Consider the following 12911-nt stretch of genomic DNA (forward strand, 5'->3'; position numbering starts at 1 on the left):
GGCGGCGAACGGCCCCGCGTCGACCCTTGCCACCCGCCGTTAGCGCGCTCGGATGAGCTCCGCCCACAGGTCGTCGGCCCGGGCGAGGGTCTGCTCGAGCGGACCGCTCGAGTCCAGCACGCGGTCGGCCAGAGCCAGCCGCTCCTCGTCGCTCGCCTGCGCGGTGACGCGGGAGCGCGCCTCGGTCTCGCTGAGGCCCCTGAGGTCGACGAGCCTGGCGATGCGGACGTCCTGCGGGGCGTGCACCACGACCACCTCGTCGAACTCGGCCGCGCCTCTCCCCTCGGCGAGCAGCGGGACGTCGTAGACGACGACCGCCCCGGGGTCCGACACCTCGGCCTCGGCGAAGAGCCGCTGCGACCGGGCCGTGACCGCGGGATGCGTGATGGCGTTCAGATCGGCGCGCGCCTCGGCGTCCGAGAAGATCAGTGCTCCGAGCGCAGCACGGTCGAGGGTGCCGTCCTCGCGGATCATCGACTCCCCGAAGCGCTCGGCGATCGCGGCGAGGGCGGGCTCGCCCGGCTCGACGACCTCACGGGCGAGACGGTCCGCGTCGACCACGACCGCTCCGTGCTCGGCGAGGCGGCGGGCGACGGTCGACTTCCCCGAGGCGATGCCTCCGGTGAGGGCTACGAGATGCACGCCGCCACCCTACCCAGCACCCCGGTGAACGCCGAACGCCGGCCCCCGAGGGGACCGGCCGTTCGTGGTGTGCACTCGATCAGTTGTTCGAGGACAGCTTCTCGCGCAGTGCGGCGAGCGACTCGTCGTCGGCGAGGGTGCCGCCGGTGGTCGACTCGTTGGTGAAGCCGCCGCCGACCGAGACGCCCTCGGAGACGGTGGCCGCCTCCTCCTGCGACTTGGCGACCTGGGCCTTGTGGGCCTCCCAGCGAGCCTGAGCAGCGGCGTACTCCTGCTCCCAGGCCTCGCGCTGGGACTCGAAGCCCTCGCGCCACTCGTTGGTCTCCGGGTCGAAGCCCTCGGGGTACTTGTAGTTCCCCTGGTCGTCGTACTCGGTGGCCATGCCGTAGAGCGCCGGGTCGAACTCGGTGCCCTCGGGGTCGACGTTCTCGTTCGCCTGCTTGAGCGAGAGCGAGATGCGACGGCGGTCGAGGTCGATGTCGATGACCTTGACGAACACCTCTTCACCGACGGACACGACCTGCTCGGCGAGCTCGACGTGCTTGCCCGACAGCTCGGAGATGTGGACGAGGCCCTCGATGCCGTCCGCGACGCGGACGAACGCACCGAACGGGACCAGCTTCGTGACCTTGCCCGGGGCGACCTGACCGATCGCGTGGGTGCGGGCGAAGACCTGCCACGGGTCCTCCTGGGTCGCCTTGAGCGAGAGCGACACGCGCTCGCGGTCGAGGTCGACCTCGAGGATCTCGACGGTGACCTCCTGGCCCACCTCGACGACCTCGGAGGCGTGCTCGATGTGCTTCCAGGAGAGCTCCGAGACGTGGACGAGACCGTCGACGCCGCCGAGGTCCACGAACGCACCGAAGTTGACGATCGAGGACACGACGCCCTTGCGGACCTGACCCTTGTGCAGGTTGTTCAGGAACGTGGTGCGGCTCTCGGACTGGGTCTGCTCGAGGAGCGCACGGCGCGACAGGACCACGTTGTTGCGGTTCTTGTCGAGCTCGAGGATCTTCGCCTCGATCTCCTGGCCGAGGTACGGCGTGAGGTCGCGGACGCGGCGCAGCTCGATGAGCGAGGCCGGGAGGAAGCCGCGGAGGCCGATGTCGACGATGAGGCCGCCCTTGACGACCTCGATGACCGAACCGGTGACGACACCGTCGGACTCCTTGATCTTCTCGACGTCGCCCCATGCGCGCTCGTACTGCGCACGCTTCTTCGAGAGGATCAGGCGACCCTCCTTGTCCTCCTTCTGCAGGACGAGGGCTTCGACGCTGTCGCCCACGTTGACGACCTCGGAGGGGTCGACGTCGTGCTTGATGGAGAGTTCGCGCGAGGGGATGACGCCCTCGGTCTTGTAGCCGACGTCGAGGAGGACCTCGTCGCGGTCGATCTTCACGACGGTGCCTTCGATGAGGTCTCCGTCGTTGAAGAACTTCAGAGTCTTTTCGACCGCGGCAAGAAAGTCTTCAGCAGACCCGATGTCGTTGATCGCGACCTGCTTGGCTGCCTTTTCGGTCGTTGCGGTTGTCATTAAGGGATGCTCCAGGATGGATGGGTATCGGGCGGAGGGCACCGGCGCGACTGGCGACGCGACCGAGTGGTGACCACCGCGGTGTGTGAGGGGATGTGCCGTCGATCGGCGGCGGCTCCGACGCCGCCGGGCCGTGACCCGGGGCTTCTTCGCTCGCCGTGGCACGGCGGCGCCACAAACGTGACGGTCAAGACTATCGAACCCGGGAGCGCAGTGGCAATCGCCCGCGGTTCCGCTCGGAGCGATCTCGGAGCGGGTCCGCGTCAGGAGGCGAGGCTCGCGCGCAGCGTGTCCAGGCCCACCCCGCCGAGGTCGAGGGCGCGGCGGTGGAAGGCGGCGAGCGAGAAGGACTCCCCCTCGCGGGCCGCGGCGTCGTCGCGCAGCTGCTCCCAGATCCGCTGGCCCACCTTGTAGGACGGCGCCTGCCCCGGCCAGCCGAGGTAGCGGTTGACCTCGAAGCGGATGAAGGCGTCGTCCATGTTCACGTTCCGTCTCATGAAGGCCAGGGCCGAGTCCGCGGTCCAGACCTCGTCCGTCCCCGGCATCCGCTTGCCCAGGTGCACGCCGATGTCGAGCACGACGCGCGCGGCGCGCATCCGCTGGCCGTCGAGCATGCCGAGTCGGTCGGCCGGGTCGTCGAGGTAGCCGAAGCCCTCCATGAGCCGCTCGGCGTAGAGGGCCCAGCCCTCGGCGTGGCCGGAGCTCCCGGCCAGCTGGCGTCGCCAGGTGTTCAGGCTCGCCCGGTTGTACACCGCCTGGCCCACCTGCAGGTGGTGCCCGGGGACGCCCTCGTGGTACACCGTGGTGAGCTCGCGCCAGGTCGCGAACTCGGTCACGCCGTCGGGGACCGACCACCACATCCGGCCCGGGCGGGCGAAGTCGTCGCTGGGACCGGTGTAGTAGATGCCGCCCTCGTGGGTGGGCGCGATCAGGCACTCGAGTGCGAGCAGCTCGTCCGGGATGTCGAACGCCGTGCCGGCCAGCTCGCGGACGGCGCGGTCGCTGGTCTCCTGCATCCAGCGCTGCAGAGCGTCGACGCCGTGCAGCGTGCGGGAGGGATCGGCCTCGAGATGGGCGATCGCCTCGGCCACCGAGGCCCCGGGGAGGATCTCGCGCGCGACGGACTCCTGCTCCGCCGTCATGCGGGCGAGCTCCTCGATCCCCCACTCGTAGGTCTCGTCCAGATCGATGACCGCGCCGAGGAAGCGGCGCGACTGCAGCGCGTAGTGCTCGCGGCCCACCGCGTCCTGCTCGGTCGCGGCGGGAGCGAGCTCCCCGCGGAGGAAGCGCTCGAGCTCACCGTAGGCGGCGGCCGCGCGCCTCGCGCCCTCCTCGAGCCGACCGGCGAGCGAGGCGGGCAGGGATCCCTCGGCGGGTGCGGCGTCGGCGGCGAGCTCGGCGAAGAAGCCGCGGGGCGCCGCGATCTTCGCGGCCTGCTCCGCGACGAGGCCGACCTGGCGTCGAGCGGGGACCACTCCCCTGCGGATGCCCTCGCGGAGGGTGTCGGCGTACCCGGAGAGCGCGGCGGGCAGGGCGTGGAGCCGCTCGGCGACGTCCTCCCAGTCGCCGACCGCGGCGGTCGGCATCAGGTCGAACACGTCGCGCAGCTCCTGCGCGGGCGACGCGATGACGTTGAGGTCGCGGAACGGGAGACCCGCCTCGTGCGCGTCGAGGCTCAGTCGGAGCTCGGCGCCGAGATCGGCGACGGTCACCCGGTCGACGTCGTCGACGGGCTCCGCGGCCTCGAGGTCGGCCAGGGCCGCAGCGGTCGCGGTGCGCGTGCGCTCGAGCCCGACCGGCGACAGGTCGGCGAGACCGCCGCCGGGCCGGCCGAGCCAGGTCCCGATCGTGGGATCGAGCTCGACGAGGGTGTCGACCCAGCGCTCGGCGACCTGGTCGACGGGGGTGGGCTCGCGAGGGGTGACGGTCATGCTCCGAGCCTAGCCACGACGACGGCGCGACCGACGGGACGGGTCAGTGCGCGGCCGCGTCCCAGTTCGCTCCGTGACCGACCTGGACCTCGAGGGGCACCGAGAGGTCGACGGCGTGCGCCATCCGCGCCCGCACGACGCTCTCGAGCGCCTCCTCCTCGCCGGGGGCGACGTCGAATATCAACTCGTCGTGCACCTGGAGGAGCATGCGCGAGCCCAGGCCCTGCTCGTCGATGTCGGACTGCACGCCGATCATCGCGATCTTCATGATGTCGGCGGCGGAGCCCTGGATCGGCGAGTTCAGCGCTGCACGCTCGGCGTTGTCGCGGAGCACCCGGTTGGCGCTCTGCAGATCCGGGAAGGGACGGCGTCGGCCGAAGATCGTCTCGGTGTAGCCCGTCTCGCGCGCCTGCTCGACGACGCTGCGCAGGTAGTCGCGCACCGCGCCGAAGCGGACGAAGTAGTCGGTCATCAGCTGCTTGGCCTCGGCGCTCGAGATCCGGAGCTGCTTCGACAGGCCGAAGGCGCTGAGTCCGTAGGCGAGCCCGTAGGACATGGCCTTCACCTTGTTGCGCATCGCCGAGGTGACATCGCCCGGCTCGACGCCGAAGATGCGCGAGCCGACGAAGCGGTGCAGGTCCTCGCCGCTGTGGAACGCCTCGATCAGCCCGGCGTCGCCCGACAGGTGCGCCATGATCCGCATCTCGATCTGCGAGTAGTCGGCGGTGAGCAGGGTGCTCGCCTCGTCGCTGTGCACGAAGGCGGTCCGGATGCGGCGGCCCACCTCGCTGCGGACGGGGATGTTCTGCAGGTTGGGGTCGTTCGAGGAGATGCGGCCGGTGGCCGTCCCCGTCTGGTCGTAGCTGGTGTGGATCCGCCGATCGGGCGTCACCGACTTCTCGAGCGTCTCGATGATCTGCTTGAGCTTGGTCGCATCGCGGTGCTCGAGCAGGAGTCCGAGGAAGGGGTGCGGGTGCGACTCCTGCAGATCGGCGAGAGCGGAGGCGTCGGTCGTGTACCCCGTCTTGGTCGCCCGGGTCTTCGGCATCGCGAGCTCCTCGAAGAGGACCTGCTGGAGCTGCTTCGGCGAGCCGAGGTTCATCTCGTGGCCGATCTCGGCGAACGCGCGGCTAGCGAGGTCGGCGGACGTGGTGGTCAGCTCGCCCCGGAGGCGCGCGAGCACCTCGGGGTCGATCGCCACGCCCGTGAGCTCGACCGTCGCGAGGACCTGCACGATGGGCAGCTCGATGTCGACGAGGACCGACAGCATGCCCTCGCCGAGCAGCTCGGTGAGGACGCCGACGAGGCGGAACGCGTACCACGCCTCGGTCGCCGGGCTCATCGGCTCGACCGTCGGCACGAGCTGGTTCGGATCGCCCTGCGCCATCGTCTCGTCGAGGTACTGCGAGACCTGCGCGGGGAGCGTCGCCGCGTGGCCGGTGGGCTGCAGGAGCCATGCCGCGATGCGGGTGTCGAAGGCGAGGCCGGCGACCGGGAGACCGGCGGTGCGCAGCGCCTTCACCTGCGGCTTCGCGTCGGCGAAGTACTTGGGAGCGTCGCTCGCCAGCCACTGCTCGAGGCCGGTGTAGTCGGGACGGTCGGCCGCCCACGGGACGAACGCCGACTCCTTCTCGACCGACAGGCCGATGCCCTCGAGGCCGTCCGGACCGACCTGCGCCTGGACGGCGACGGGGGTCGTGCCCTTCGCGGAGACGGTGTCGAGCCAGTGCGCGAGCTCCTCGTCGACCATCGTCCGCACCGCAGGCGCCGCGGTCGTGACGGTGTCGCCGGCGAGCGCGGCGGCCGCTCCCTCGACGCCCTCGTCGGCGGCGATCGTGAGGACGCGCTCCTGCAGGGTCTTGAACTCCAGGCGCGAGAAGATCTCGCGGACCGCATCGGGGTCGATGGGCTGCCGGGCGAGGTCGGTCGGGCCCAGCGGCAGCTCGACGTCGGTGACGAGCCGGTTGAGACGGCGGTTGCGGAGGGCGTTCTCCTTCTGCTCGCGCAGCTTCTCTCCGACGACGCCCTTGATCTCGTCGGCGTGGGCGATGATGTCGGCGACCGTGCCGTACTGGTTGACCCACTTGGCCGCGGTCTTCGGGCCCACCTTGTCGACTCCGGGCAGGTTGTCGCTCGTCTCGCCGACGAGGGCTGCGATCTCGGGGTACTGGTGGGGCTCCACGCCGTACTTCTCGAAGACCTTGTCGCGGTCGTAGCGCGTGAGCTGCGACACGCCCTGGGTCGAGGGGTAGAGGAGGGTGACGTCGGGGGTGACGAGCTGGATCGTGTCGCGATCGCCCGAGACGACGAGCACCCGGTAGCCGGCCTCCGCGCCCTGCTTCGCGAGCGTCGCGAGGATGTCGTCGGCCTCGAAGTCCTCCTTCGAGACGGTTCGGATGTTCATGGCGTGCAGCGCCTGCTCGAGCAGCGGCACCTGGCCCTTGAACTCCGGCGGCGTCTCTCCGCGCGTGCCCTTGTACTCGGGGTACTCGCGGGTGCGGAACGAGTACCGGGAGATGTCGAACGCGACTCCGAGGTGCGTCGGCTTCTCGTTCTTGAGCAGCAGGATCAGCATCGACAGGAAGCCGTGGATGGCGTTCGTGTGCTGGCCGTCTCGGGTCTGGAAACTGTCGACCGGGAGCGCGTAGAACGCCCGGAACGCCAGGGAATGGCCGTCGACGAGCAGGAGGGTAGGCTGTTCCGGATCTGACACACGGCAAGACTACACAGCGCCTCCGACACCGGATCGGACGGTTCCGAGCCGCCCGTCGAGCGCCTCGCCCGACGCGACGACGAGGAGATCCGTGACCGACTCAGCCCCCCTCGACACCCCCTGGGTCCGTCCTCCGGCACTCGATCTCGTGGCCGGCATCGGCCGCGGGATGGGCGAGCTCGCCGAGCGGATGGGGATCCTCTGGCACGAGCTCTCGCCGCAGCACTCGGTGGCCTCGATGCCGGTCGAGGGCAACCGCCAGCCGGTCGGGATCCTGCACGGCGGCGCTCACGTCGTCCTCGCGGAGTCGATGGGCTCGATCGCCGCGAACATCCACGCGGGCGAGGGCCGGATCGCGATGGGGATCGAGTTGAACGCGAGCCACAGCCGCTCCGTCCGCTCCGGCTTCGTCATCGCCACGTGCGACGCCATCCACCTCGGCGGAACGCTGGCGACCCACGAGATCGTGGTGCGCGACGAGGCCGGACGCCGCCTCTCGACGGTGCGGATCACCAACATCCTGAGGTGAGACGACGCCGGAGCGACCGGCGGAGGCGTCCACCGCAAGCCCCGATCGCGCCGAGGCGCGGAGCCTAGGCTCGCAGCGTGACCTTCCGCGATCTCCTCAAGAGCCTCCCGTCCATGCCCTCCGAGCTCCCGGCGTTCGACGCCGACGCGGCTCCCGAGGAGCCGCTCGAGCTGTTCGGGCGGTGGCTCGAGGAGGCCGCCGCCGCCGGCCAGCTCCTCCCCCACGGCGCGACCCTCTCGACGGCAGGCGCCGACGGCGCCGTCGGGGCGCGGGTGCTCGTGCTCCGGAACGCCGATGAGCAGGGCTGGGCGTTCTCGACCCACGCCACGAGCCCGAAGGGCCGCGCGATGGAGGAGAACCCCCACGCGGCGCTGACCTTCTTCTGGCCGGTCCAGGGTCGCCAGGTGCGCGTGGAGGGACGCGTCGAGCGGGGCTCCGCCACCGAGTCGGCGGAGGACTTCCGCCGCCGCTCCGAGGCCGGCCGGACCGCGCTGCTGGTCGGGCGGCAGAGCGAGCCGATGGCCGCCGCCGCCGACTTCGGCCTCGTCACGCTCCAGACGAGCGTGGCCGTGAGCTGCTCCCCCGCGACGCTCGACCGCGAGTGGGCCGTCTACCGGGTCGTCCCCGAGCGCATCGAGTTCTGGCAGGGGTCCAGCGCACCCGAGCAGGACCACGTCCGCCTCGAGTACCGCCCGGGAACGACGGAGGCGGGCGCTCCCCGTGGGAGCGCACCCGCCTCTGGCCGTGATCGGGGACGTCGCCCCGGCGGCTACTTCTTCGGGCTCAGCTGCTCGATGATCGCCTGGGCGACGTCGTGCATGGTGAGCCGGCGGTCCATGGACGCCTTCTGGATCCAGCGGAACGCCTCGGGCTCGGTGAGGCCCATCTTCTCGTTGAGCAGGCCCTTGGCCCGGTCGACGAGCTTGCGGGTCTCGAAGCGCTCGACCATGTCGGCGACCTCGGCCTCGAGGGTCAGGATCTGGGCGTAGCGCGAGAGGGCGATCTCGATCGCGGGCAGCAGGTCGTTCGGCGTGAACGGCTTGACCACGTAGGCCAGCGCGCCGGCCTCGCTCGCGCGCTCGACGAGCTCCTTCTGGCTGAACGCCGTGAGGAGGACGACCGGGGCGATGTGCGCCTTCGAGAGGCGCTCGGCGGCCGAGATGCCGTCGAGCTGGGGCATCTTCACGTCCATGATCACCAGGTCGGGCCGGAGCTCGGTGGCGAGGGCCACAGCGGTCTCGCCGTCGCCCGCCTCGCCCACGACCTCGAAGCCGTTGTCGCGGAGGATCTCCACGATGTCGAGGCGGATGAGCGATTCGTCTTCGGCGACGACGACCCGACGGGGTGCGGTCGGCGCGGTTTCCTGGTCTGTCACGCCGATGAGCCTACGGTATTCTCGACGGGCTCGTGATGAGCCGGTGTGGCGGAATGGCAGACGCGGGGCACTCAAAATGCTCTGTCCGAGAGGGCTTGTGGGTTCGAGTCCCACCACCGGTACCGATCCTCCGCGGGTGCGGCGCGAGCACACCGCCCCGACCGCACGGGTCCGCTAGCGTCGACGGATGAGCGGATGGACCTCGACCTGGCCCCTGTTCGACCTCGTGCTGCGCACGCCGCGGCTGGAGCTGCATCCGGTCCGCGACTCCGATCTGCCGGGCCTGGCGCAGGCCGCCGCCGCCGGGATCCACGAGCCGGGACGATCGCCGTTCCCGGCACCCTGGGCCGAGGCCCCGGCCGAGGAGCTGCCCGGACGGCTCGCCCGCTACCACTGGTCCCTGCGGGCCGCGACGACGAGCGAGTCGTGGCGCGTCGCGTTCGCGGTCCTCGAGGACGGCGTCGTGATCGGCTGCCAGGACCTGCTCGCCGACCGCTTCCGCGCGACCCGCTCCGTCTCCTCCGGATCCTGGCTCACCCGCTCGGCGCAGGGGCGCGGACTCGGCCGCGAGATGCGGGCCGCCGTGCTGATGCTGGCGTTCGACCACCTGGGCGCCGAGGTGGCCGAGAGCAGTGCTCTGGCCTGGAACGACCCGTCGATCCGCGTCTCCTCCGCGCTCGGCTACCGGCTTAACGGGACGAGCCGCACCGTCGGAGCGGACGGCGCGGGCGTCGAGGAGACCCGGTTCCGCGTCACTCCGGACACCTTCGCGCGACCGGCCTGGAGCCTCGGCGTCGACGGTGCGGACGACGCGCGCCACGTCCTGCTCGGCCCCGCAGCGGGCTAGAACCCCGCGAGGCTCCGCCGGAGGCCGCCGCCCGGATGCTCGCGGCGCAGGATCCCCCGGCGCCGCAGGATCGGCACCAGCTCGTCGAGCATCCGGTGCAGGGTGACGGGATGGAAGTCGCCCGAGAACGCGATGCCGTCGTTGTCGGCGTCCTCGCCCAGCTCCTCCACGAAGTCGGCGACCTCCTCCGCCGTGCCGACCAGCCCTCGCCGATCCGCGACGAGCCCGAGCCGCGCCTTCGCCGTGAGCAGCTCCCGCAGGGGGGCGTCGGGTCCCGCCGAGCCGTACAGCCCGGCGATGCTGCCGCGCGAGACGTGCCCGCCGAAGACGGAGCGGTCGATCGCCCGGTCGAGGTCGAGCGCGGTGAGATCGGTCTCGAGATCGCTGGACCAGGCCGCGGCGATCGCGAGGAGCGCGGCCTCGTCCGGGTGCGCAGACGCGGCGACGAGGCGCTCCGCCTCCTCCCGGCTCGACACGACGATCGGCTTCACGACGAAGAGGACGGTGAGATCGTCGGGGTCGCGGCCGTGCGACGCGGCCGCGGCACGCGCCTTCTCGCGGTAGGCCCGCACCGTCGCCACGTCGAGCGAGGCGAGGGCGAGCTGCACCTCGGACTGCGCTCCCGCGAAGTCGATGCCGCGCGGCGAGCCTCCGGGGGACACGACGACCGGCTCGCCCGTGTCGAAGGGCAGCGCGTTCAGCGGACCGTCGAAGGTGTAGTGCTCGCCGCGGTGGCGGACCGGGCGCAACCGGGTGCCGTCCGCGAACACGCCGGTCGCCGCGTCCTGGATCAGGGCGCCGTCGTCCCAGCTGCGCCAGAGCTCCCGGATCGAGTCGAGCCACTCGTGCGCCCTGTCGTAGGCGCCGTCGTGCGGCAGCGGCTCGAGTCCGAAGTGCCGGCTGCTGCCGACGTCGGTGACCACGTTGAGCCCGAGCCGGCCCTCGCCGAGGTGCTGCAGCGTCGCGAACTGGCGTGCCGCCTGGTACGGGCTCCAGGCCATCGGATTCACGGTGGGCGCGACGCCGAGGTGCCGCGTCGCCTCGAAGAGGTAGGGCGCGAGCAGGAGCGGGTCGTGCTTGGGCCCGCCGTAGGCGCGGCGGACGCGCAGATCGAGGGTGTCCGCGCTGCCGAGCGAGAGGGCGTCCTCGATGATCACGAGGTCGAAGCCCGCCTGCTCGAGCTCGCGGGCGCTCTGCCGGTACAGGTCGGGTCCGGTCCAGCGCCGGTCCCAGTCCCAGTCCGGCTGCCCCCACGCCTGCGGGCCGAAGCCGCGCGAGAGGAACCAGGCGAAGTGCTGCATCCTGCTCACGAGGCCGCCGCCAGCACGAGCGGGGAGGCGGAGGCGAGGAGCCCGGCCTCGAGATCGGCGAGGAGGTCCTCGACGTCCTCGATGCCGATGGAGAGGCGGAGCAGGCCGGGGCCGATCCCGGCGGCCGCGCGCTCCGCCTCCGTCCGGCCCGTGTGCGTCGTGCTCGCCGGGTGCAGGACCAGCGAGCGGACGTCGCCGAGGTGGGTCATGCGGGTGAACAGGGCGAGGGCGTCCGTGAAGCGGCGCGCCGCCTCCGCTCCCCCGCGCAGCGTGAACGAGAAGACCGACCCCTGCCCGCGCGGGAGGTAGCGCTGCGCGAGAGCGTGCGAGGGGCTCGAGACCAGCCCGCTGTAGTCCACGCTCTCGACCTCGGGACGGGCCTCGAGCCAGCGGGCGACGACGAGCGCGCTGCGCGACTGGTGGCGCACGCGGAGCGAGAGGGTCTCGAGCCCCTGCTCGAGCAGGAACGCCGTCAGCGGCGAGAGGGTCGGACCCATGCGGCCGGCGACCACGTCCCTGGCGTAGGCGAGGAAGGACCGCTCGGGGGCGGCCGGGCCCCCCGCGAGGTGGGGGAACGCGTCGGCCCGGGCGCTCCAGTCGAATCGGCCGGCGTCGATGATCGCACCCGCGATCACCGCGCCGTGCCCCGCGAGGAACTTGCTGGCGGAGTGGACGACGACGTCGGCGCCGTGCTCGATCGGGCGCAGGAGGTACGGCGTCGCGAACGTGTTGTCCACGACGAGGGGCACTCCGGCGCGGTGCGCGGCGTCGGCCACGAGCCGGAGGTCCACGACGTCGTTCCGCGGGTTGGGGATCGACTCGACGAGGACGACCCTGGTCCGCGGAGTGATCGCGTCCTCCCAGGCGAGCGGATCGTCGGCGTCCTCGACGAAGGTGGTCGTGATGCCCAGGCGCGCGAGGTTCTCGAGCAGGAGGTTCCTGGTGCCCTCGTACAGGCTCGCGGCGGCCACGACGTGGTCGCGGCGGAGGCGAGGGCGAGGAGGGCGACCGAGACCGCGGCCTGCCCGCTGCGACGAGGAGCGCCTCCGCGCCGCCCTCGAGAGCGGCGAGACGGCGCTCGACCGCGTCGGTCGTCGGGTTGCCGACGCGCGTGTAGGTGTAGCCGTCCGCCCCGGCGAACCGGTCGCGCGCCTCGTCGAACGAGTCGAAGCTGAAGCCGGCGGTGAGGTAGATCGGGGTCCGCCTGGCGTGCAGCGCGTCCTCGGCCGGACCCTCGTGCAGCTGGCGGGTCGAGAACCCCCAGTCGTGCGTCCGCTCGCTCATCCTGCTCCGCCTCCCGTCCCCGCCCCGCGGCGGTGCCCCACGATGGCACGAGGCGGAGTGCGGGGGCGCGGACGTTACCCGGAGTGACGGCCGCGGCAGGGGGCATCGACGCGGGCCCGGCGGCGGATCGCGTCCGGGCGCCGCGGCGCCGGCGCGGTCGAGGACCGCCGACCGGACCGGGTCACCAGAACATCGTGCCCGGCGCGCCCTTGAAGGGACCGACGACGCGGGACGTGATCCAGCCTCCGTAGAAGTCTCCCGGCTGAGGCTGCACCGTCTCCCCGTCGACCGTGCACGAGTCCATCCGCCCCGGGTACACGGCGACGGTGTCCTGCAGCTCCTCGAAGCCGGCCATCGGATCCGGGTACGTCCAGCCGGCGCTCTCGGCCGTCGCTCCACCGCCGCGCACGCTCACGTACGAGGCCGCCCCCTTGAACTCGCAGACGCTGCGTCCGGGAGCCGGCTCGAGTGCGCCGTCCGCGAAGGCGGAGCGGGGCAGGTAGTAGACGGGCGGATGGCTGGTCTCGAGGACGCGGAACGACGTGCGGGTCTCGGCGACGACGACTCCGCCGAGCCGCACGACGACGTGCTCGGAGCTCGGCTCGACCCGCGGCGGCCTCGGGTAGTCCCAGACAAATTCCTGGCCCTCGGCGGGCGGTACGCGCTTCATCCCTCCACGCTACGCGCCACCGCTGAGCGGTCCTCCGCCTCCCAGCCGATGCCCGGCGGCTCCGCGTCCCGCGACC

The 12911-nt window shown here is 71.9% G+C and carries 10 protein-coding genes, 1 tRNA gene and 2 pseudogenes; 4 read left to right on the forward strand and 9 right to left on the reverse strand.

Annotated features, from left to right (window positions below; translation table 11 throughout):
* Positions 1–39: 39 nt before the first annotated feature.
* The 4 genes from coaE to polA all read right to left on the reverse strand — a co-directional run bounded on the left by coaE (position 40) and on the right by polA (position 6820).
* Positions 40–642 carry a dephospho-CoA kinase gene (gene coaE / locus B0T42_RS10195; protein ID WP_077223067.1) on the reverse strand — a complete coding sequence of 201 codons (603 nt, stop codon included), beginning with the start codon at positions 640–642 and terminating at the stop codon, positions 40–42.
* A 79-nt stretch (positions 643–721) separates the two neighbouring features.
* Positions 722–2176, reverse strand: a complete 1455-nt coding sequence (gene rpsA / locus B0T42_RS10200; RefSeq protein WP_055791923.1) for a 30S ribosomal protein S1 — start codon at positions 2174–2176, stop codon at positions 722–724.
* A 263-nt stretch (positions 2177–2439) separates the two neighbouring features.
* Positions 2440–4107, reverse strand: a complete 1668-nt coding sequence (locus B0T42_RS10205) for a DUF885 domain-containing protein (RefSeq protein WP_077223068.1) — start codon at positions 4105–4107, stop codon at positions 2440–2442.
* Between the two features lie 43 nt (positions 4108–4150).
* The gene (gene polA, locus B0T42_RS10210) at positions 4151–6820 is read right to left on the reverse strand and encodes a DNA polymerase I (protein WP_077223069.1); all 2670 of its coding nucleotides are present in this window, start codon (positions 6818–6820) and stop codon (positions 4151–4153) included.
* A gap of 169 nt (positions 6821–6989) precedes the next feature.
* Between polA and B0T42_RS10215 the strand changes: the two genes are divergently transcribed.
* Both B0T42_RS10215 and B0T42_RS21275 read left to right on the forward strand, forming a co-directional pair.
* A complete protein-coding gene (locus B0T42_RS10215) occupies positions 6990–7349 on the forward strand; it encodes a PaaI family thioesterase (protein ID WP_077223092.1) in 360 nt (119 codons plus the stop codon).
* 113 nt (positions 7350–7462) lie between these two features.
* Positions 7463–8032, forward strand: a pseudogene (locus B0T42_RS21275) (pyridoxine/pyridoxamine 5'-phosphate oxidase); the annotation flags it as partial.
* An 86-nt stretch (positions 8033–8118) separates the two neighbouring features.
* Here B0T42_RS21275 and B0T42_RS10225 read toward each other — a convergent pair.
* Complete coding sequence (locus B0T42_RS10225; RefSeq protein ID WP_055791910.1) at positions 8119–8724, reverse strand: ANTAR domain-containing response regulator; 606 nt, start codon at positions 8722–8724, stop codon at positions 8119–8121.
* A 39-nt stretch (positions 8725–8763) separates the two neighbouring features.
* Between B0T42_RS10225 and B0T42_RS10230 the strand changes: the two genes are divergently transcribed.
* Positions 8764–8846: transfer RNA gene (locus tag B0T42_RS10230), tRNA-Leu, on the forward strand.
* Between the two features lie 65 nt (positions 8847–8911).
* A complete protein-coding gene (locus tag B0T42_RS10235; RefSeq protein WP_077223071.1) occupies positions 8912–9571 on the forward strand; it encodes a GNAT family N-acetyltransferase in 660 nt (219 codons plus the stop codon).
* Here B0T42_RS10235 and B0T42_RS10240 read toward each other — a convergent pair.
* The 4 genes and pseudogenes from B0T42_RS10240 to B0T42_RS10250 all read right to left on the reverse strand — a co-directional run bounded on the left by B0T42_RS10240 (position 9568) and on the right by B0T42_RS10250 (position 12835).
* The gene (locus B0T42_RS10240) at positions 9568–10881 is read right to left on the reverse strand and encodes an LLM class flavin-dependent oxidoreductase (RefSeq protein ID WP_077223072.1); all 1314 of its coding nucleotides are present in this window, start codon (positions 10879–10881) and stop codon (positions 9568–9570) included. The two genes, B0T42_RS10235 and B0T42_RS10240, sit on opposite strands and share 4 nt — an antisense overlap.
* Positions 10878–11852 (reverse strand): PLP-dependent transferase, encoded by a 975-nt coding sequence (locus B0T42_RS10245; protein ID WP_446737369.1) that lies wholly within the window; start codon positions 11850–11852, stop codon positions 10878–10880. The genes B0T42_RS10240 and B0T42_RS10245 overlap by 4 nt, the downstream gene beginning before the upstream one ends.
* 112 nt (positions 11853–11964) lie before the next feature.
* Positions 11965–12165 (reverse strand): annotated as a pseudogene (locus B0T42_RS22685) (PLP-dependent transferase); the annotation flags it as partial.
* Positions 12166–12346: 181 nt separating this feature from the next.
* On the reverse strand, positions 12347–12835 hold the full coding sequence (locus B0T42_RS10250; RefSeq protein ID WP_077223073.1) for a DUF427 domain-containing protein: 489 nt from the start codon (positions 12833–12835) through the stop codon (positions 12347–12349).
* Positions 12836–12911 lie beyond the last annotated feature (76 nt).

Source organism: Rathayibacter rhapontici, assembly GCF_001995175.1.
Lineage (GTDB): Bacteria > Actinomycetota > Actinomycetes > Actinomycetales > Microbacteriaceae > Rathayibacter.

Bases quoted from the DNA above. Each gene is read 5' to 3' on its own strand.
- rpsA (WP_055791923.1), bottom strand. From the start codon at position 2,176: ATGACAACCGCAACGACCGAAAAGGCAGCCAAGCAGGTCGCGATCAAC.
- B0T42_RS10205 (WP_077223068.1), bottom strand. From the start codon at position 4,107: ATGACCGTCACCCCTCGCGAGCCCACCCCCGTCGACCAGGTCGCCGAG.
- B0T42_RS10215 (WP_077223092.1), top strand. From the start codon at position 6,990: ATGGGCGAGCTCGCCGAGCGGATGGGGATCCTCTGGCACGAGCTCTCG.
- B0T42_RS10235 (WP_077223071.1), top strand. From the start codon at position 8,912: ATGAGCGGATGGACCTCGACCTGGCCCCTGTTCGACCTCGTGCTGCGC.
- B0T42_RS10250 (WP_077223073.1), bottom strand. From the start codon at position 12,835: ATGAAGCGCGTACCGCCCGCCGAGGGCCAGGAATTTGTCTGGGACTAC.